Annotated in this window: 17 protein-coding genes; all 17 read right to left on the reverse strand. The window is 62.9% G+C overall.

Going from position 1 to position 21,016, the window contains the following annotated elements:
- The 17 genes from bktB to tssJ all read right to left on the reverse strand — a co-directional run bounded on the left by bktB (position 1) and on the right by tssJ (position 21,012).
- Positions 1–1,185 (reverse strand): beta-ketothiolase BktB, encoded by a 1,185-nt coding sequence (gene bktB / locus BKK81_RS12500; RefSeq protein WP_071013337.1) that lies wholly within the window; start codon positions 1,183–1,185, stop codon positions 1–3.
- A gap of 140 nt (positions 1,186–1,325) precedes the next feature.
- Complete coding sequence (gene rimO, locus BKK81_RS12505; RefSeq protein WP_071016427.1) at positions 1,326–2,705, reverse strand: 30S ribosomal protein S12 methylthiotransferase RimO; 1,380 nt, start codon at positions 2,703–2,705, stop codon at positions 1,326–1,328.
- 2 nt (positions 2,706–2,707) lie between these two features.
- Entirely contained in the window at positions 2,708–3,301 is a 594-nt protein-coding gene (locus BKK81_RS34315) for a LysR substrate-binding domain-containing protein (RefSeq protein WP_083384095.1), read from the reverse strand.
- A gap of 41 nt (positions 3,302–3,342) precedes the next feature.
- On the reverse strand, positions 3,343–3,801 hold the full coding sequence (locus tag BKK81_RS12510) for an RHS repeat domain-containing protein (protein WP_071013340.1): 459 nt from the start codon (positions 3,799–3,801) through the stop codon (positions 3,343–3,345).
- Positions 3,802–3,893: 92 nt separating this feature from the next.
- Positions 3,894–4,154 (reverse strand): PAAR domain-containing protein, encoded by a 261-nt coding sequence (locus tag BKK81_RS12515; RefSeq protein WP_071016429.1) that lies wholly within the window; start codon positions 4,152–4,154, stop codon positions 3,894–3,896.
- 608 nt (positions 4,155–4,762) lie between these two features.
- Positions 4,763–5,596: an OB-fold protein gene (locus tag BKK81_RS34320; RefSeq protein ID WP_083384096.1), complete on the reverse strand. Its 834-nt coding sequence runs from the start codon at positions 5,594–5,596 to the stop codon at positions 4,763–4,765.
- Between the two features lie 338 nt (positions 5,597–5,934).
- Positions 5,935–7,470 (reverse strand): RHS repeat domain-containing protein, encoded by a 1,536-nt coding sequence (locus tag BKK81_RS12525; RefSeq protein WP_071013346.1) that lies wholly within the window; start codon positions 7,468–7,470, stop codon positions 5,935–5,937.
- A 92-nt stretch (positions 7,471–7,562) separates the two neighbouring features.
- Positions 7,563–7,703 carry a PAAR domain-containing protein gene (locus BKK81_RS36030; RefSeq protein WP_231907920.1) on the reverse strand — a complete coding sequence of 47 codons (141 nt, stop codon included), beginning with the start codon at positions 7,701–7,703 and terminating at the stop codon, positions 7,563–7,565.
- Positions 7,704–8,096: 393 nt separating this feature from the next.
- A complete protein-coding gene (locus BKK81_RS35420) occupies positions 8,097–8,384 on the reverse strand; it encodes a hypothetical protein (protein WP_156811276.1) in 288 nt (95 codons plus the stop codon).
- 26 nt (positions 8,385–8,410) lie between these two features.
- Positions 8,411–9,064, reverse strand: a complete 654-nt coding sequence (locus BKK81_RS35425; RefSeq protein ID WP_156811278.1) for a hypothetical protein — start codon at positions 9,062–9,064, stop codon at positions 8,411–8,413.
- Between the two features lie 9 nt (positions 9,065–9,073).
- On the reverse strand, positions 9,074–13,840 hold the full coding sequence (locus BKK81_RS12535) for an RHS repeat-associated core domain-containing protein (RefSeq protein ID WP_071013348.1): 4,767 nt from the start codon (positions 13,838–13,840) through the stop codon (positions 9,074–9,076).
- Between the two features lie 99 nt (positions 13,841–13,939).
- Entirely contained in the window at positions 13,940–14,344 is a 405-nt protein-coding gene (locus BKK81_RS12540; RefSeq protein ID WP_156811280.1) for an arginine:ornithine antiporter, read from the reverse strand.
- A complete protein-coding gene (locus BKK81_RS35430) occupies positions 14,341–14,643 on the reverse strand; it encodes a hypothetical protein (RefSeq protein WP_156811282.1) in 303 nt (100 codons plus the stop codon). Before BKK81_RS35430 ends, BKK81_RS12540 begins: the two co-directional genes overlap by 4 nt.
- A complete protein-coding gene (locus BKK81_RS12545; RefSeq protein WP_083384097.1) occupies positions 14,640–17,714 on the reverse strand; it encodes a type VI secretion system Vgr family protein in 3,075 nt (1,024 codons plus the stop codon). The genes BKK81_RS35430 and BKK81_RS12545 overlap by 4 nt, the downstream gene beginning before the upstream one ends.
- 55 nt (positions 17,715–17,769) lie before the next feature.
- On the reverse strand, positions 17,770–18,606 hold the full coding sequence (icmH, locus tag BKK81_RS12550; RefSeq protein WP_071013356.1) for a type IVB secretion system protein IcmH/DotU: 837 nt from the start codon (positions 18,604–18,606) through the stop codon (positions 17,770–17,772).
- Between the two features lies 1 nt (position 18,607).
- A complete protein-coding gene (gene tssK / locus BKK81_RS12555; protein ID WP_071013359.1) occupies positions 18,608–19,951 on the reverse strand; it encodes a type VI secretion system baseplate subunit TssK in 1,344 nt (447 codons plus the stop codon).
- Positions 19,948–21,012 carry a type VI secretion system lipoprotein TssJ gene (tssJ, locus tag BKK81_RS12560; RefSeq protein ID WP_197523922.1) on the reverse strand — a complete coding sequence of 355 codons (1,065 nt, stop codon included), beginning with the start codon at positions 21,010–21,012 and terminating at the stop codon, positions 19,948–19,950. The genes tssK and tssJ overlap by 4 nt, the downstream gene beginning before the upstream one ends.
- Positions 21,013–21,016 lie beyond the last annotated feature (4 nt).

A 21,016-nucleotide genomic window follows, 5' to 3' on the forward strand; every position in this document is an offset into this window, starting at 1 on the left:
TTACAGGCGCTCGAAGATGGCGGCGATGCCCTGGCCGCCGCCGATGCACATGGTCACCAGGGCGTAGCGGCCTTGCACGCGTTGCAGCTCGTACAGGGCTTTCACCGTGATCAGCGCACCGGTGGCGCCGATCGGGTGGCCCAGCGAAATGCCCGAACCATTCGGGTTGACCTTGGCGGGATCCAGGCCCAGCGTCTTGGTGACCGCGCACGCCTGCGCGGCGAAGGCTTCGTTGGCCTCGATCACGTCCAGGTCGGCCACCGACAGGCCCGCGCGCTCCAGCGCCTTGCGCGTGGCCGGCACCGGACCGATACCCATGATCTTCGGGTCGACCCCGGCGTGGCCGTACGAGACCAGGCGAGCCAGCGGCTTGAGGCCGCGCCGCTCGGCTTCGGCGCGCTCCATCAGCACGACCGCGGCAGCAGCGTCGTTCAGGCCCGAGGCATTGCCAGCCGTGACCGTGCCGTTCTCCTTGGCGAAGACCGGCTTGAGCTTGGTCATGTCGTCCAGGGTGGCGTCATGGCGCACGTGCTCGTCGGTGTCGAACTGGATATCGCCCTTGCGCGACTTGAGGGTGACGGGGACGATCTGGTCCTTGAAGTAGCCCGCCTTGATCGCCGCCGAAGCGCGGCGGTGCGATTCCAGCGCGGCCTCATCCTGCTGCGCGCGCGAGATGTCGTACTCCTTGGCGACGTTCTCGGCGGTCACGCCCATGTGGATGGTGTGGAACGGGTCGTGCAGCGCGCCCAGCATCATGTCGATCAGCTTGGCATCGCCCATGCGCGAGCCCCAGCGCGCGGCCGGCGCCAGGTAGGGAGCGCGGCTCATGCTCTCGGCACCGCCGCCGATGGCCACGTCGGTATCGCCCAGCAGGATGGTCTGCGCCGCGCTGACGATGGCCTGCAGGCCCGAGCCGCACAGGCGGTTGACGGTCAGGGCCGGCGCGTCGATGGTGACGCCGCCGTTGACGGCCGCCACGCGGGACAGGTACATGTCCTTGGGCTCGGTCTGGATGACGTTGCCGAACACCACATGGCCGACGTCGCCGCCGTCCACTTTGGCACGGGCCAGCGCTTCACGCACCACCAGGGCGCCCAGCTCGGTCGGGGCCAGGTCCTTCAGGCTGCCGCCGAAGGTTCCGATCGCGGTACGAACGCCGCTGACTACCACCACTTCACGCGTCATGTCTCGTCTCCAAGAGGTTATGTTGCGGTGCACAGTATAGCGCCGCCTGGCCGGAATCGAACGGTCGTACTTTTACCTAATGCGGCATTGCGGCAGCGCAAAAAAGTGGCGCATAGAGCGCGCAAATCCCTTCGAAAACCTCAGATCTCGCCCCACAGATCGTGGCCATCGGCGCCCGTGATGCGCACGTCGACGAACTCGCCAACGCGGTAGCGCTGGGAATGACGCGTGACAGGGGCGATGTAGACCAGGCCATCGATCTCCGGCGCATCGGCCGCCGAGCGCCCGATACCGCCGTCCTGGTTGATCTCGTCGACCAGCACGCGCAGCGTCTGGCCGACCTTGCGCTGCAGGCGACGTGCCGACACCGCCTCGGCCACCTCCATGAAGCGCGCGCGGCGTTCCTCGCGCACCTCGTCGGGCAGCGCGCCAGGCAGCTCATTGGCCGTGGCGCCTTCCACCGGCGAATAGGCGAAGCAGCCAACGCGATCCAGTTCGGCCTCGGCAATGAAGTCCAGGAGGGTCTGGAACTCTTCCTCGGTCTCGCCCGGGAAGCCCGCGATGAACGTGCTGCGGATGGTCAGCTCCGGGCACACCGCGCGCCAGGCGCGGATGCGGTCCAGCGTCTTCTCGGCGTTGGCCGGGCGCTTCATGCGCTTGAGCACATCGGGATGGGCATGCTGCAGCGGCACGTCCAGGTAGGGCAGCACGCCCTCCTGCGACATCAGCGGGATGATCTCGTCCACATGCGGGTACGGATAGACGTAGTGCAAGCGCACCCAGGCACCGTACCGGCGTGCCAGCTCGCCCAGCGCCGCGACCAGCTCGGTCATGCGGGTCTTGAGCGGGCGGCCGTCCCAGAAGCCGGTGCGGTACTTGACGTCGACGCCGTAGGCGCTGGTGTCCTGCGAGATCACCAGCAGCTCCTTGACGCCCGACTTGAACAGGTTCTCGGCCTCCAGCATGACCTCCGCCACCGGACGCGAGACCAGGTCACCGCGCATCGACGGGATGATGCAGAAGGAACAACGATGGTTGCAGCCCTCGGAAATCTTCAGGTAGGCGTAATGCTTGGGCGTGAGCTTGATGCCAGCCGCCGGCACCAGGTCCGTGAACGGGTCATGCGGCTTGGGCAGATGCGTGTGCACCGCCTGCATCACCTCGTCCAGCGCATGCGGACCGGTCACGGCCAGCACCTTCGGGTGCACGCTGGTGATGATGTCGTTGCCGCTCGCGTCCTTCTTCGCTCCCAGGCAGCCCGTGACGATGACCTTGCCGTTCTCGGTCAGCGCCTCGCCGATGGCATCCAGGCTCTCCTGCACCGCCTCGTCGATAAAACCGCAGGTATTCACCACCACTAGGTCGGCACCGTCGTAGGTGCCGCTGATGGCATAGCCCTCGGCGCGGAGCTGGGTGATGATCTGCTCGGAGTCGACCAAGGCCTTCGGGCATCCAAGGCTCACGAAGCCCACATTGGGGATATGGTCTTTCTTGGTCGTTGATTCTGCGGGGTTTTTCACGGTCACATCCAGATGTGGGGCGGGCGAGGCGGGGCATGGCCGCCTGGCGGTACAAGGCCAACCGCGCATTTTAACCGTTTGCGAAAATTTCTCGGCGCCTGATCCCCGACATGGGCTGGCGGACCTGCTGTCGTCTGGTTCGTCGCGTCGGAGGACCGGGCTGTCCTGCCCTGCCCTGCCTGGGCTGGCGCGGTCGGGCGGGCCTGCCAGGCGGTGGGTCCACTGTTGGCCATCCAATAGCGTAGGCAGACAAGCTCGACAAGATCGCCAGGGGTGCCGAGAGGGCCACGCTGTTTCAGATAGGCCGGCGCTGCGACGGTCAAGAAACGGCGTGACGGTTGCGGGAGCGTTACCAGGCGGGACTCCGGCACTTCGCCCAGCATGACGGCAAAGTCGAATCGTTCCGCGGCCATGTCGACATGCCTGTCAGTCAGCGTCAACTCGATATCCAGTCCCGGATGGGCCGCCAGCCACTCACTGAGCGCCGGTGCCACCACATATTGGCTGAAGCTCACCGGCACGCAAAGCCGCAGCTTCCCACGCCACGGCTGGGCCTCCCCGGCCAATCTGCTGCGGGCGTCCTCGATGGCCGTCATGCCTTGGCGGCAGACGTCGAAGAACGCCTCCCCATCGCTGGTCAGGGTGATCTGCCGCGGCGAGCGGTGGAATAACTGGATGCCGAGTAGTGCGTCAGGCGATCGAACAGGTCCCAGGTGTAGCGGCTCTCCTTGCCCTGGTGCCAGCGCTTGCTGAGGTTGCCCCGCGCGTCGTACTGGTAGTGGGTGCCGGCGTATCGCTTGAGCAGATTGTCCAGCGCCCTGATGCGCGGCATGTGCTGGCGATCCGCCTCCCGCTGCTCGGCCGGATCGATCAGGTTGCTCGCCGGGTCGAACGCAAAGGTTTCATGGCCCAGGCGGCTCTGTGCTTCGAGCAACCGGCCCACCGGGTCGTAGCGGTAGGCCAGCTGGCCGCGCCGCGTGTCGTAGATATCGGTGAGCTGGCCGCTGGCGTCGTAGCGGTAGCGGCGCACCAGCAGGCGATTGCCGCCACCGCTCTGCGCGGCCGGCCCCACGGGCTGGAGCGTGTCGCGCGCCAACTAGCCGGTGGCTTCCTCGTACTGAGAGCGCATGGTAGCGCCATCGAAGTCCGTCAATTTTTAACGAGCGATCAGGAATACGAAATACAAAATCAACCCACGCTGCCCTGCGAGCCGCTGGCGATCAGGCTGGCGCCGCAGGCGGTCTTCATGTTGTGCAGCGCCACCGGCACACCGCCAATGTCGTAGCTGCTGCTGCCCTCGGCGATGGGGAAAACGCCCTTGCACTTCGGGCAGCTCACCAGATGCCCCAGGCCGGCGATCTTCCGGCCGTTGAGATCGGTATTGTCAAAGCCCTGCATGACCACGCCGCCGTGGTCTGTCATGTCGCCTTCGCGAACGATGTCTTGCATATCCACCCCCATTTAGATTTGGCCGTGCTGAGGAAATCAGCACGGCTTCGACTTACCGCTCTCCATGAGAAAGTAAATCTAACCTAACCCGTCCCTGTCGGTCTAATTCTCTATGCATTTAAAATCCATCGCCAATTTTCCGGCCTCAACACTAAACTCGGCATGCAATATTGGCTCCGATCTTCCCCCTCCTTGCCATAGTCGACACTCTGCCCCCCCAAGCCCCAACTTCGTTCATTTCATAAAAATCAAAATCAAAAACCCCCGATCTTGAGCAAATGCAAATTTCAGCGGTGGAACAGTCCATGTCGGCATTTTCTCGAAATACCCAGAAAGCGCCCCATACATCTCATCATAAACATTCACCTCTATATTAAATTCACGCCTCAACCCACCCTTATCTCCGTTATTAAAAAATTCAAGAAATCGACATATCAATTCGTATGCCTCACGAGCCCTTTCCATATTCACCCCCTATAATTCACTTTCGCTTACTAGGAATCCTAGTCGATGACCCCGCCCCAGCACCTAACCCGGACAAATATCCTCGAGCCTTAACAGGCCGCTGAAGTACTCACCGCGCAAGCGGTCAGTACTTCAGCGGCCTGCTAGGGCTCCCGTTGCACGGGGACGGGGGCCAGCACGCTGAGATCGAGTCCATTCGCCTCGAATCGCTGCACGACTTCCTTCAAAAGGCCCTTATCGCTGGTTAGGGAGCCGATCGCCGTCGCCGATTCGCGGCACTTCTCAAGGCTTTCAGCACAGCGGTGATCAGTAGGCATCCTGCTGGCCCGCGCCGCTATATTGATGGCCAGCATGACGATCATGACGTTCGGGACATGTTTGCCTTGATAGAAGTCGGCAAGCGAGGCATCCAAGCGCTCCCATTCGCGTCGGGCAACGTCGCCCGCATTCTCACAATCGTCAAAGCTAGCGGCACGGGAGGTTCCGCCCTCGCCAGTGCAGACGAGGGCAACCTTGCTTCCTACATGCCATGTGGCCATGCGCGACGCCTGGTCACCATGGGCTATCGCTCGCACTTGGGTTGCGCCCGTGTCGGCAAACACGAGCACCGCACGATCAGCGCCGTCTGGCCATACCGCAGCAGCGATGCCCGATACGAGCACCCGTCTATTCAGGAACCGGTGATTGGCCTTGCCGTCATCTTTGCTTTCGTAGGCCTGCGCGATGTCCTGTGCTATCGCAACATCGATATTCAAGACCTGTGCGGCGTAGCTCTCTTGTCCCGCTGCGAATGCACGCACATCATCCTGTCGGCCAATCGTTAAAAGAGCAGTTTCAACTTCACTAGGAACATAGCTGCCTGCGATAGCTATACCCGGCATGCTCACTGCAACAAAGAACAAACAAATAAGCACTCGCCGCCCCATATCCCGGACTCTAAGATTTCGGTCGACTTCATCATTAAAATTACACTCCATCCCATTCACCCTCCATTCTGCAATCCTGTCCGTTTAACGCCCTATGAAAAACTTTAGATTGGCCGGAAAATTACAGCCTTGCTTCTCGCCCCACATCGTCAACATCACGCCGCCAAGTATCATCAACGCTCCGCCATACATCGTCGCCAACATCAGTATGGAAAACCTCTTATTCTCGAATTTGAACACGCGACGATACATCTCGAACATGCCAGCCACCGTATTTGGATTGATTCCTCGACTCTTGCAAAACCTGCTCGAGATTAAAATTGCAGAAACGAGCATAACAACACATACGCAGACGATGGAAATTCTATAGATTTGAATGTATTCACACATCACTTAACCTCAAAGCCTGGCAAATTCACGCCTGGAGAAAACGGCATTTCGATTTCTTGGCCAATACCAGCACCAATCCCGATATAGACCTCCGGAAATATCGATGTTGTCTGCGTTATATCGACCGAGAGGATTCCGCGACTAAATCCGACGGCGGGGCCAACCTTTAGTGACCCTGCGCTTGGATCTCTAAGCCGAATTCCGCAAGACGCCGACACCCGCTTACCGGCCGCCATCATTGGGATGCTCGGCTGGACGCTGATACCATCCTTTTCATTCACGGAAGCCCCCACTGAAAGACCAGTTCCAGCAGCGAGCATTGCCCCTGCACGGCATTCCCCAGTTGCTATTGGACGGCGCGTTGGAGATACCATCTCCGTCGCCTGTTCTGGGCTATAGCCCTGATCTATCGCCCACTTGAGCATGCTTGCTCGCTGAGCCGCTCCGGGCATATCGAAGCTTGCGAGACTCTGCAGCCCCAACGGGTCGGTACCCATGGTCGGCGCGTTTCGCACATAGGCATACAGGTTATAGCCACCGCGCAGCCCGATCGGGTCTTTCGACACGTAGCGCCCGACTTCCGGGTCGTAATAGCAATAGCGGTTGTAATGCAAGCCGGACTCCGCATCATGATGCTGGCCAAGAAAGCGGATCGGGTTGGCGCGGGAGACTGCCCCGCTCGCCTCGCGAATCACCTCACGTGCCTTCCCCCAAACCGAATACTCTGCATTCCATACGATTTCGCCACACTCGTCCGTTAGTTCCTGCGGTGTGCCCAAATGGTCGCACTGGTACCAGGCCATGCAGTCAATCGACGGGGCGGACGGCTCGTGCCGTACAGATTGCGCCACCGGCACGAAGCTGCCCGGCTCGTACACGTAGTGCGTGGTACGCGCGCCGAAGCCGTCCTCGTCGGCGATCTTGCTTTCCCACGCCAGCGTGTCGCCATCCCAGCCGTACAGCGTGAAGCCGCATTGCAGTTCGCGGTTGCGCCTGACCCGCTCGGCGCGGTTCCAGTGCGGCCCGGCCTCTCTTCTTTCCTCGTAGTGGGCCTTGCTGTACTTCGTCAGGCGCCGGCCGAGGGCGTCGTAGCTGTAGTCCGCCTGCAGCCGCTCGTCTTCGTAGTGCGTGAGCCGGTCGAACAGGTCCCAGGTGAAACGACTTGCCTTACCGTTATGCCAGCGTTGGGTCAGGTTGCCCCGCGCGTCGTACTGGTAGTGGGTGCCGGCGTATTGCTTGAGCAGGTTGTCCAGCGCCTTGATGCGCGGCATGCGCTGGCGCTCGGCCTCGCGCTGTTCGGCCGGGTCGATCAGGTTGCTGGCCGGGTCGAAGTCGAAGGTTTCGTGGCCCAGGCGGCTCTGTGCTTCGAGCAACCGGCCCACCGGGTCGTAGCGGTAGGCCAGTTGGCCGCGCCGCGTGTCGTTGATGTTGGTGAGTTGGCCGCTGGCATCGTAGCGGTAGTGGCGCACCAACAGGCGGCTGCCGCCAGCGCTCTGCGCAGCCGGCCCCACGGGCTGGAGCGTGTCGCGTGCCAACTAGCCAGTGGCTTCCTCATACTGATAGCGCGTGGAAGCGCCATCAAGGTCCGTCAATTTTTAAAGAGCGATCAGGAATACGAAATACAAAATCAACCCACACTGCCCCACGACCCGCTGGCGATCAGGCTGGCGCCGCAGGCGGTCTTCATGTTGTGCAGCGCCACCGGCACGCCGCCAATGTCATACCCATCGGCGATGGGGAAAACGCCCCTGCACTTCGGGCAGCTCACCAGGGCCCCAGGCCGGCGATCTTCCGGCCGTTGAGGTCGGTGTCGGCAAAGCCCTGCATGACCATGCCGCCGTGATAGGTCATGTCGCCTTCGCGAACGATGTCTTGCATATCCACTCCCATTTGATTTGGCCGTGCTGAGCCAATCAGCACGGCATCGGCTTACCGCTCTCCATGCGGAAGTGAACCTGACTCCGTTCTTGTCAAGGAATGGGATGATTTGAGAAAACTACCACTTCACCATCGGGATAGTTTCCTTCCCAACCACACGGAATACCACCATCAAGGTAAATCCGTTCAATCTGCTTCCACAACGGATGGACCTCTCCGTAGGCGTAGCAGTGAAGTAATCTTGAAAAATCACCCTCCATATTGTGAATCAATGAAGATTCATTTACTCCAGAGTAATTTTCCCATGAATTTGATCGAGCATCTCCATAATTTTATTTTCGATGCTGCGCGGCATATCTGGCCAAGCAGGAGTAATAGACTCCAAAATTGCCTGCCAATCCGGAAATTGGTCTCCAGAATCATCAGTAGAGTACTCGGCCGCCCGCAAAGCATCAAAAATAACTTTTTTACCAGTAGCGACACCTTTATATGGCCCATCAAAGAAAATTGGCCTCTTCACATAATCAAGGATCAGCTTCGCATCCCTCTCTACGTCAATCCATGCTTTCATAACCAACTCCCTCTAACGCGTCATCGCTACCTGTTCTTTTCCCACATCACGCTCGGGCCTGATGTGATTTTATTTAATTCTCCAGCATCATCATAGTGAAACTCCCAATGAGCTTCAGAATCAGTCCTATTCGAAGCCCCACGTGCAGCTACTGGGCGACCAGACAAATATTCGTAGAGAAACGCAAAAAACGCGCCTCCCTCTCCAACTCCCATGTACAGCTTAGAATCTTTTCCTAAATTGATAAATCGACGCATACCGATCACTCTGGAACTGCGCCTTTCCAGCCGGTGCATGCTCTTGCACGAAATGCTCAGAATGGTGACTCCCCCTTCCTCGGTCATACGAAAGAAATCAGCGTCGAGCGCTTGAATGCTTGGCTCACTAGGCATTACAGTAACCAAGTGCTGCCCCCCCAGAAAGCCGGCGCAATATTTACCTAGCCATCGAGCTTCATCAACGTCTTTGTATTTCCTCTTAACAAGCTTTGGAGAAGGAAACCCTCCTCGCTCAGCTTCGTAAGGGGCAGGCGAGAAATAATCACCGGCCGAAAACCTCCACTCATCAATGGTGGAGGCCACTCTCAAATACTCGTCATACCAATCCAGTTTTGGCTGCCCCTCAAATTCATAATGAAGAGCTCCAAGCTGATTTTTAATTAATGGCTCTTGTAAAAGCATATTTTTATCCTAATCACAACAGCAATCAAACGTCGCCTTCCAAGATCCTGATTCTAGGCGTCGACCTAAATCCTTCAGTGCGTTCTCCACGTTTCCTCCACGCTTTTCAACGCCTTTAAGCACTTGATAAATCAGTTTATCGTTAAGTGCACTGTGAACATGTCGACCAGCATGATAGTTGCCATTGCTTACAGCGCCCGCTCGTCCGGGGTGGCCTGGTGCTGCCACTTGAGTGTTACTCGTCCCCCATAAAACTGCCCCGTTTGAAGCGGAGTCAATACCGATGTCACTGCGTTCAAGAATCTCACGAGATTTCTGAACATGGCTGTTGGGCATTCCTTTCCGACAGTTTTCCTGAACAATGTGGTGCGGAGTCTGGCCAGGGAGCACAGGTCGACCAGCGCGCTCAAGATTCGTCTTGAGCTTCGCAGCAGTCAATCCCAACGGGTCTAGATACTCGTTCGGATTCGGACCAAACTCGTAAACGTTAATCCCACCCGCATACCCAATCGGATCCCTGCCAACAAACCGCCCCACCTCCGGATCGTAGTACCGATACCGGTTGTAATGCAGCCCCGTCTCGTGGTCATGGTACTGCCCCTGGAACCGGATCGGATTGCGCAGCTCGACACGGCCATCCGATGCCTTGCGCAGCGCCTCTTTCACCACGCCCCACGCACGATACTCCGCCGTCCACGCAATCTCGCTGTGCTCGTCCGTCAGTTCCTGCGGCGTGCCGAGATGGTCACACTGATACCAGGCCAAGCTGTTGATCGGCGGCGCTGGTGGCGGAGGGCCCCACAGCGGGTCTTCGTCTTGCCGGTAGTAGTCGCCATACTCTGGCTGGTCGAGCAGTTCGATAGCATCGTCGCGCACCGCCTGCGCCACCGGCACAAAGCTGCCCGGCTCGTAGACGTAGTGCGTGGTGCGCGCGCCGAAGCCGTCCTCGTCGGCGATCTTGCTCTCCCACGCGAGGGTGTCGCCATCCCAGCCGTATAGCGTGAAGCCGCATTGCAAGTCGCGATTGAGCTTGACACGCTCGGCGCGGTTCCAGTGCGGGCCGGCCTCGCGGCGCTCCTCGTAGTGGGCCTTGCTGTACTTCGACAGGCGCCGGCCGAGGGCGTCGTAGCTGTAGTCCGCCTGCAGACGCTCGTCTTCGTAGTGCGTGAGCCGGTCGAACAGGTCCCAGGTGTAGCGGCTTTCCTTGCCGTTGTGCCAGCGCTTGCTCAGATTGCCCCGCGCGTCGTACTGGTAGTGGGTGCCGGCGTACTGCTTGAGCAGGTTGTCGAGCGCCTTGATGCGCGGCATGCGCTGGCGCTCGGCTTCGCGCTGCTCCTCTGGGTCGATCAGGTTGCTGGCCGGGTCGAACGCGAAGGTTTCGTGGCCGAGGCGGCTCTGTGCCTCCAGCAGCCGGCCCACCGGATCGTAGCGATAGGCCAGTTGGCCGCGCCGCGTGTCGTTGATATCGGTGAGCTGGCCGCTGGCGTCGTAGCGGTAGCGGCGCACCAGCAGGCGACTGCCACCGCCGGTCTGCCCGTGCGGGTTGGCTTCGTGGGTGAGCACCTGTTCACTGAGACGGCCCATGGCATCCCACTGCTGGGTTTGCAGCAGGCGGTTACCCTGGGTGCGGACGACTTCGCGGTGCACGTCGTCGCGTTCGTAGCTGACGAGTTCGCGCTCGTCGAGCTGCAGCGCCAGCAGGTGGCCGCTGCCGTAGGTGAGCCAGCTTACGCGATGTCCATCGGGGCGCACGGTGGCGATGCGCTGGTTGAGCGCGTCGTACTCGTGCTGCCATACCGCCACCAGCGGCTTGCCCAACCGGGTGTAATGCTGGTGCTCGCGCACCAGGTTGCCTGCCTCGTCGTGGAACCATTGCAGGCGGCTGTGCGCGTTGGTGGCCAACGCGAGGTTGCCGTTGAGGTCATACGCGAAGCGTTCCACCTGCCAGTCCTGCTCGTGCGGCGGCGTCTCACCGGTTTGCAGCGCCGCGCGGCGTTCTGCAAGACGGCCCATGGCGTCGAAGGTATAGGCCATGATGCGCTGGCCGTCCACGGCGCGCATCAGCTTGCCGGTTTCTTTCTCGTACTCGTAGCGGGTAGTCGCGCCGTCAAAGCCAGTTTCCGCTAGCAGGCGGCCCATCGGGTCGTAGTGGAACTCAGCGTCGCGGCCGTTCTCGTTGCGCAGCGCGGTGAGCTGGCCGAGCTTGTCCCACTGGTAGCGCAGGCGCTGGCCGGCCGCGTCTACCCGGCTGGCGAGCAGCCCGGCCTCGGTATAGTCCCATTCGGTGCGCCGCCCCAGCGCGTCGACGTGGGCCAGCAGGCGCCCTTCGGCGTCGCGCTCGAAGTGCTCTTCGCTGTTGTCCGGGTGGCGGATGGCGGCAAGCTGGCCGGCCTCGTAGCGGTAGCGGGTGACGTTGCCCGCCGCGTCGGTGAACTGCACGAGCTGGCCGCGCTCGTCGTAGGCCCAGGCGCTGGCCGAGCCCGAGCAGTCCACATAGCGGGTAAGCTGACCGTTGGTGTCGTATTCGAGTTGCTTGGTCTTGCCGCTGGCGTCGGTGATGCCGATGGGCAGGCCCATCGGGTTGTAGGCGTACTCGGTCTTGTTGCCGAGCGGATCGATGGCTTCGATCAGCCGGCCGCGCGTGTCGTAGTCGCGCAGCCAGAGGCCGCCCTCGGCGTCGCTGATCTTGATCAGTTGGTCCTGGGTATCCCACGCGTAGTGCACCACCGTGCCATCGGCGCAGATGTGCTCCAGCAGGTTACCGGTCTCGTCGTAGGCGTAGCGGTCTTCGCTGCCATCGGTGTGGATGTGCTGGATGACGTTCTTGGCGGCGTCGCGGAACAGCCATTCCGAGATACCGTCGGGATGGCGAACGCGATAGGTGTAGCCAAGGCTGTCGTAGTAATGCCAGGTTTCCTGCCCATGCGCGTCGGTAACGTAGGTGAGGCGAATGTTCGGGTCCCACTCCAGGCGCACCTCGAAGCTGCCGTCATCGGCCCACTCGTGCACGGCGCGGGCATCGGGGCCTGTGCCTTGCCACTCCAGGTTCATGCCGCGGCCGGTGCGATCGGTGTAGCGGGTGACCAGGTGGTGTTGGTACTGGTAGGTCCAGACGGCGGCGTTCTCGTCCTGAGCCAGCGTGAGGTCGCCGGCCTCGTCGTAGCGGTACAGGCTCAGTTGGCGCTGGGGCGCATCCTCGCCCATCAGCCACAGGCCGATGATGCGGCCGTGGGCATCCACGTCGGTGCCGAGGTGGGTGTGCGGCTGGCTGGGGTCGTCCTGGTAGGTGACGATGTCGGAGAGCACCACGCGCTCGCCCACACGATGGTCGTAGCCGAGCAGCAGGCCGGCGCCACCGCGCAATTCGATCTGCGTGAGCAGATAGCGGTCGCCATGGCGCTGGTAGGTTTCGCGGCGCTCGAAGCCACGGCACAGCGCCAAGCTGTTCTCGCCGGTCCGGATCAGCGTGAGGTCTTCGATCAGGTCTTCGTGGAGTTCGCCGATCTTGGGCAGCGGATAGTTTTTGCTGCGGCCATCTTCCCCGTGGTAGCGCAGCCCATCCCCCACCACATCGAAGCGCGTGGTGTAAGGGGTGATCCAGCGCGCGCCCAGTTCGCCCGTGTCGTAGGCACCCAGGCTGGAGCGGTAGGTGCGCGTCCATTCGATGGGGAATGGCCCGGACAGCGCGAAATCGGTGTGGGGCAGGATTTCGCTGCCCATGGCGAAGCTGATGCTGCCGCAGGTGGTCGGGCAGGTGCCGTTCTTGCCGTTGGCATCGCCCTCTGCACGGCGCTCTCTCGGGCGCACCTCCATTTCCCCGTTGCCACGCTGGTTCCGGGCGGTGCTGGTCTGGCCGTGCCGCACATTGCCTGGTTGACCCAGCGATCGGCGCGCACGCCACCCGCGAACGGAAGACTGCAGCGCCAGCAGGAAGTAGCCGATGCTGTTCATGACCGCGGGGTCGTTCAGGGCGATGATCTGCTTGCTCAGCTCGGCGCCCAATGGCTTTATCTTCTCCGCCTGCTCGATGACAGCAGCCCCGACGCTTTTAGGAAGCAGCAGGCCTACCATCTTGTTGGCGGCGGCCTTGCCGAGCGCATTCTGGAAGCTGACCAGGGCGCCGAAGATGTTCTCGAACTTGTTGTTCGGGTCGTGCCAGCCCTTTTCCAATTGCAGGACGCCCTCCTTCAGGGAACCAGCGGCGTTGAGGTCCCCTTTTGCCAGCGCCACCAAGCCCTTGGAGAGTTGCTCGACGATCTGCTGGCCGTAGTTCGCCGCGGCGGAAAGCATCGAGTCGAGCTGGCTCTGCGCGGTCGCCACGAACTTATCGAGTTCGCCTTCGTTGCGGGCGTTGAGATGATTCTGAATCAGGTTCAGCAGCGAGTCGCTCAGCGCCATCGTGCCCCTGAGCTTGATCTCCTGCCGAACGGCGTAGAGCGCCGGCCTCAAGGACATGCGCGCGGCGGCCATTTGAGGCGGGACCGGAATCACGCCGATCAAATTGATGCCCAGGCTGACGTAGTCGAGCAGTTCGCGTTTGTTCTTCTTGGACAGCTCCACGATGTCGTTGAACACATCGATGAGGGCCATGATATTGCCTACCACAGGCAAGCCGCCGGCCACGGTCTTGATGCGGTCCAGGGTGATCATGTCGTCGCTGATCGAGCGCAGCCAGGCATCGAATGCGTTGATGCTGGCGTCGACGTCAGCGGACTGGACTTCTTCCAGCGGGGTCAGTGCTAGCTGAGGTTCGCGGCTGTTGTTCTGCTTTTCCATACAGTGTTCTCAGGCGTGAAATGCCCACCAGATCGGGATCTGGTGACGCATATTGGCAATGGACGGCTGGTGTACTGACAGGTTTGGCTCCGCGCCTGGCTACGTGCGGCTGCGATACAAGGTGACGACCTTCAGCAACTCCGAGAGCAGCAGCAGCCCGAGGTTGAGCGGCAGGCTCGCCCCCTCGCCCGCGTGCAAGAGCCATGGAATGAATGACAGAGATGGCACCGCCAAGAGCAGGCGCAGCGGTACCTGGGCATAGGCCAGCGGCCGCGCGTAGCGGCTGCCCCGCAGAAACAGGCAGGCCGACACGGCGATGGACACGGTGAGCAGCAGGGACAGGCCGAGCCCGACGGCCCCGTAGCCGCCCTGCTCGTGCAATTGCCCGAATGCCTGAATATCGTCGTACAGCGGAACGCGTCCGATGGCGAGGTTGAGCCAGAACAAGCGGATCAGATAGAGCAAATCCAGCCCGCCCCAGAACAGGTAGAGGGGGCGCGTCACGACGGCACCTCCCATTGGGGATCTGATGCGGGCCCTGGATTGGCCGTACTCTGCCGTACCGGCGTCGGGGGCCACGCTGGCGCGCCGCGATAGCTGCTCTTGTCCCAGGGGGCGGCCGGGTCGGCGCCAAACCGCACGCGTGCGGGACCGGGAGCCAGGCCAACGACAAGGGCGCGGCCGGCTTCGTCCAGCGTGCCGGCGAAGACTCGCCCCCGGGCATCTTCGACCTCGTAGCTGCCATGGCTGACCGCCACGCCGTTGGCGTAGGTGTTTTCGAGCTGCAGGCGTGTTTCTTTCATGGTTTGACTCCCTTGATTTCATGCACTTCGTCGGCGACAGCGGGTTGCCAATGCCACGACTTGCCGCCGATGGCCCAGGCATCGTCGCCTTCGAGATAGCGTTGCTTGATCTTCCGGGTCTCGCCGTAGGCATGGACGGCCGAGTTGTCTCTGAGCCACGGGTCGGCATCCGCAGGGAGCGGCTTCCACTTCTGGATCTTGTCGCGCGTGGTGTTCATGTAGTCCTTGCCGTCGGAGCCGAACAGGCGCCCTTCGTCACCCATGGAGGTCAGGCGATTGATGAACATGACCCCGGTGTTCTTGATGCCGTGGTAGTCGTTGTCCGTGGTGACCCAGCGGCCGGGGCCCGCCCCGGGCACGGCGCCAGCGGTCAGTGATTTGGCCAGGGCCGGCGTTGCGCTGGCTCCTGCCGCGGCATTGGAAAAGGACTTGGCGAGGGCCGGTGTAGCCGCCTGGGGAGCAGCGGCCTGAGCCTGGCTCGCCAGCCTCGGCGCACGGTGGGTGGCGCCTGTCTTCGGCTCTCTGGGCCACGGCGGCGTATCGAACTCGCTGGATTTGTCCCAGGGATCGACCTCGCTCAGACCGAATCTGATTTTCGCAGGGCCCGGCGCTGCGCCCGCTACCACGGTTTGCCCCGCAGAATCCAAGGTGCCTTTGAATATCCGTCCGAGGGCGTCTTCGACCTCATAGGTCCCGGTACGTACGCCCCTGCCATTGGCATAGCGGTTGAAGAGCTCGAGATTGCCCTGGCTGGGCTTGGGCGGCTCGGGAAAGCTGGCAGCTCGGCTCTTGGGCCCGGTGTAGCTGAACCTGGCCGCGTGGCCCGTGTAGCGCCCGCTGGTCTGGTGAGTGATGCCGCCCGCGTTGTACACCGTCGCGCTGCCGCCGCCGTTGATGACCAGCTCGGTCTTGGCGTTCAGCGTGATGCGCTCGGCGGTGTGCGTGATGTTGAGCTTGGCCAGCAGGTTGATGCTGTCCTTCAGCGCGCGAATGTCGATGTCCCCTGCCGCCGCAATCAGGCGATAGCCCAGGCTCTGCACGAACAGGCGCATGCCACGGCTGGCGCTGGCGAGCAAACGCTTGCCGCTGGTCAGGCTGATGTGTTCCGTACTGCTGAGCGCGATGTGTTCGCCGCTGGCGATATGGGTCGAGCCGGGCGTGCTGGTGGCGATGCCGACCGGGCTGGCGATGACGACGTACGGCTGCGCGAACTCGGGAAAGTTGTTGCTGGACGGGTCGCCTGGGCCGTTGCCGACGATGCCCTGGTGTTGCTTCTGCAGCGCCTTGGCGACCGCATCCTGGTCCCCCGCTTCCTGCGCCTGCACTTCGCGGGCCTGGGTGCCGAAGCCCTCCTGCTGCTCGCCGGCCACGTGCAGACGGGCGGCGGTTTCCTTGAGGTCCTTGTGGTGCTCGCTGGCGCGCGGACGCGGCTCGGTGGTCAGCAGCAGGCCGGAGCCGGCGCGCACCGCGCCGTGCTCGTCGGTGCGCAGCTCGAAGCCCTTGCCGCGCGCCTTGCCGCCGCCCGGGCGCGGGTGGACGAGGTAGCCCAGGTTGAGCGCGCTGGCGCCCTGGTCGCTGCGCAGGGTGGTGCTGATCTCGCCATGGGTGTCGTCGAACAGCAGTTCGTTGTTGCGCCCGGCATTGTGCTCCTTGCTCTTGATGGTGCTGAGGATGTTGTGCCTGGGCAGTTCATAGGGCGGGCGCTGCAGCGCCATGTAGGTTCTGCCGATCACCAGAGGCTGGTCGCAGTCACCGTCGACGTTGCCTACCAGTACCTCTTGGCCGATACGCGGGATGGCCATGTGCCCCCAGGTGGCGCCGGCCCAGTTCTGCGAAACGCGGATCCAGCAGGAACTGTGCTCGTCGGACTTGCCCTGCCGGTCCCAGGTGAACTGGACCTTGACCCGGCCCCACTCGTCGCAGTGGATTTCCTCGCCCGGCGGGCCGACGACGATGGCGACCTGCGGGCCATCGATGCGCGGCTTGGCCATGGGTGCGGGACGCCATTCCACATCATCGGGAACCAGCTCGGCGGTGTAGCTGTAGTGGGTGCCCTGCTCCGCGTCGGCGCTTTCCTCGGCCTGGCTGGTGTGCTGCACGCCGCGGTGCCTGATGCGCAGGGCCCGCCAGCCGCGGTTGAGGTCGGCGCGCGGATGGCCGGTGAGGTCGAAGGCCAGGCCGGGCACCAGGCGCGCGTCATCGCCTTCCACTTCGGCGGTACGCGCGTCGCCGCGCAGCCCGCGCAGGCGGGTGCGGGTGAAGGGCTGCCCAGCCGCGTCTTCCTTGTAGCGGCCGGGGAATTGGTAGACCTCGTAGTCCTGCCCCTGGTGGTCGAGCTGCGCGCCGTCGTGTTGATGCTGCTGGTTGTAGGTCGGGTGCTTGAAGGTGTAGTCGCGCTGGGTCTGCCGCGCGGTGCGCACGCGCTCGCTGTAGCGAAAGCGGCGCAGCGCCGGCGTGGGCTGGTCGCCGCCCGGCGTGGCGTTGTATTCGACCGGGCCGCCGTCGATGGCGCCGAAGATGTAGAGATTGTCCCCATGCACCAGGCGGTGGCTGGCATCGGCGAAGGCAAAGGCGTAGTAGAAGCCCTCTTCCGCGGCCAGCCGGGCGAGGAAATGCAGGTCGCTGTCGCCCGCCTGCACGCAGTACTCGCGCGGCAGGTGCGTCTCGGTCACCAACTGTTCGTAGTCGGTGATCCCGTGCTCCTTGAGCACCGCCGAGAGGATGTCGGGCACGCTCTGCCGCTGGAAGATGCGCCAGTCGGCGCACAACCCCGTACGCGCGAGCTTGGGTTCGACCACGGCGCGGTAACGGGTGCGGCGAAAGCCGGTGTCTCCTTGCTCGAAATCACTGACCACGCCGTGGACGTAGCGCACGGGCTGGTCGGCGCGCCAGATGGTGAGCTGCGCGGGCTGGTCGAGCACCGCCCCGAAATCGATCGACGGGTCGGTGCTGGCCAGGTCGACCGACAGCGTGAACGGCTGGCTCAGTCCCTCTTCCAGGTCGAACGAGACCACATCGAACTCGAGGCCCCCCGCCTTGAAGGTGAAGCGCATATCGGATTGCCGAGGCATGGTGTGTTCCCCATCAGGAAAGAGTGGCAGGCGTAGGTCGCCGCGGGGCCTGGAACTAGCGCTTGAGGGTGGCGTCCAGCGCGCGCAGCACCTGCTCGGTACTGCTGCCCAACTGAACGCTGAAGTAGCCATACGCGCCGCTGAGCAGCAGCAGCGCGCAGGCCCAGGGCGTCCACCACGGCAGTTGCCCGCCGAGCCGGTAACGGCGCGTGGCGATATTGCGGCCGCCATCGGTGAGCTTTTCCGGGACGTCGCCACGCAAACCGCGCAACACGTGGTGCAGCCGGTCGATGATGTGGTTGAGCGATTCCTCGCGGTTGTTGCGCACACCGTACTTGCCGGTGAAGCCCAGGCACAGGCAGAGGTACTTGAACTCCAGTACGTCACGGTACTTGGCGGGTTCCACTAGCATGCGGGCGAGCACGGTGAAGAATTTCTCGCCGCCCCACGTCTCGTTGTGGAAGTGGCTGAGCAGCGAACGCTTGGCCCATATCGAGTCGGAGCCGCCCCAGGAGGCAGCCATCACGGCCTCGTCGATGAAGGCGCACAACGCATAGCGGAAAGCCAGCTGGGTGGCGCTGTCGTAGCTGTGCTGGCGGATTTCCTCGTCCAGCGCGCTGATCTGGTCGCGCACGGTTTGATAGAGCTTGCCGATGTCGTCGCAGCGCTCCAGCCGGCGCAGGCGAATCACCAGGCCCAGCAGCGGCTGCGCGCCGTCCACCAGAGGATTCCAGCCGTGGCCGCGCAGCTGGAAACTCAGGTCGGGGTCGCCGTTGAGCTGTTCGATGCGCTGGTAGCCGACGGTCTGGCTGAGTTCGTCTGCTGCGGCATGGCCGGGCGCCGGGCGCGAGCGCAGCGTGCGCGGGTCGTCGAGGGAAATGGTCGTGGTCATGTCATTGGCTCCGGATGGCCCAGAACTGCATTTCCAGTTCCGGGAAGTCGCCGGCGACGTGGAAGCCGAAGCCGGATGTCTGTTGCGTCATGACCTGCCACGCCGGATGCGTGCGATCGAGCTCGAAATAGATGAAGCCGGCGTGATACGGCAGATAGCGCGGCGCCACGTGCAATTGCTTGAGCGGAATGCCGGGCAGTTGCAGGCTGACCAGTTCACCGAGGCGCTCCATCGAGGTGACCTTGGCTTGCTGGACGAACAACTGGCGCAGGTCGTCCGCGGACATCCGGGCGCGCACGGCGAGCACGAACTCCGCGCCTTCGATCAGCGTGCGATCGTGCACCTCGGCGGTGAGCGAGCCGTAGCGCTGCTCGATGATCGGCAGCGACACCGCGCGGGGCTGGAGCACGGTGCTCAGGGTCCGCCGCAGGGTATCCATGAGCATGCGGAAGGACACGCGTGGGTCGTCGTGCTGATAGGCCGGGTACTCCTGCGGCAGACGGCCCTCGTCGGTGAAGGTCACCAGTTCGCCGCAGGCCTGGATGAAGGCCACGTAGAGGTGCTCGGGATGGACATGCCGCTTGCGCGACAGGTAGCTGAACCAGGGCTGCAGGCGGTTGATGACTTGCAGCAGGTTGAAGTCGGTGATGTCGGCCACGCCAGACTGCCCGGCTGAGCCGATGCGCTCCGCGATACTCTTGGCGCGCTCGCGCATCAGCCCCGCCACCTCGCCGACGAAGCGATGCAGCGGCGCGATGGCGCTCACGGACAGGCTGGTGGGATAGAACCCGTTGTCGTCCAGCACCAGGCTGCCATCCGGGCGGCGGTCGAGAATGCGGCACATGGCGATGCCGGTGAAGGCGCTGCGGTCCTGCTGCTCCAGAGCGAACTGCAGGTTGGGGACCGCGAGGTCCACCGGCTGGTGGTCGCCTTCGAGGCTGTGCGTGTCACGCACGGCTTCCGTGCGGGCCACGTAGCGCGCGTTGGCATAGGTGTCCGGCCAGCGGACTTCCAGGCCGCTGTCCTGCTTGAGCGGCAGCGTTAGGTAGACCGTCTGATTGGCCACGCTGGCATCGGTGATGGCCAGGGGTTCCGGCGCGGGCTGCTCGCCGGGAATGTCGATGACGGTGCCGTCAGGCATCACGCCGCGCGCCCGCACGATGGCTACCTTGCCGAAGGCCAGGTACTCATGGTTGAGCTCCAGCTCGCTGAAGCCGTACAGATGGTCGCTGACGCTGTTCAGGCGCTGGTTGACGTGGTACTCGGCGGCTCGGGCCTGCTGCTGGAAATGCTGGGGTTGGACGAACAGTCCTTCACCCCAGAGAACGGCGTTGCGTGTGGTCATGGCGTTACCTGGATTCGCGATGAATTGGAAGCGGCCGGCAGGTCCGCAGCGGAAGGCACCGGCCCCGCCGGCAGCGGCGGGACGACCTCCGCTTCCGGCAACTTCGAGATCGGCTGCTCGGAGGCTTCATCGATGGATGAGGACGGCACGGCACAGGCAGCCGGTGCGGGTGCGGCGGGTAGCGCGACGGGTAGCGCAGCAGGTGGCGCGGGCCGCCCCTCGCGCGTCAGGCTCACGCTCGTTTCGCTCAACTTGACCAGCAAGGAGTATTTGCGGCCCTTGGGTTCGATCGGCATGGCCTGCTTCCAGGCCACCGCGTTCGCATCGTGGAAGTCCGCAATGACGGCGACGAAGCGCGTGCCGTCGCGGACTTCGCCGAAGGGCACGAATTTGAACTGTCCAGGCAACAGCAGGTAGTCGTCTGCGGCCAGGTAGGTGCTTCCCAGCGTTGTCTTCAGGTCCTTGCGTAGTTGCTCGAGGTCGGCATTGAGCAGCAGGGAGTCGTCCTTGAGCTGCACGATCTTGAAGGCGATCGGGGTTCCGGGTGCCTTGGCCGGCTTCGACTGGGCGGTCGACGGTGTAAAACTGTGACGGCGACCATTGGCATCGTACTGCCCCAGTTCCTGGCCCTGCCGGCCGCCTGCCCCCGTGCTCGGTAGCGGAGGCACGGCCGCCTGCCCGCTCGACTGGCCGGCTCGCGGACGCGCAGATGGCGTGCCGGCACCGGCCGCGGGACTCGCGACAAAGGTGGACGCATCGGCGCCGCCGCGCACGTGCTTGAGCAGCAGTTCGAGGTTTTCCAGGAACTCGGACTTGTTGGCGCTGGCGAAGCGCACGGTATAGGGACCGTCTTCCTCGTCCTGCCCGTCGGTAGCTTCGACCTCGGGCACCTGATGCTGCCCGTTGGGATTGACGTCGTGGTCGGCATACAGGCTGAGGCCGACCTGGGTCGGCTGGTCGTCATCCACGCCCACCTGGATGGACGGGTCCATCAGAACCTGCCCCGTTTTCTTGAAGGCATTGCCGATGGTGCTGCAGCCCATGAGCAGCATCAGCGGCATCAGC

It is taken from the genome of Cupriavidus sp. USMAHM13, from assembly GCF_001854285.1.
In the GTDB taxonomy this organism is placed as follows: Bacteria; Pseudomonadota; Gammaproteobacteria; order Burkholderiales; family Burkholderiaceae; genus Cupriavidus; species Cupriavidus malaysiensis.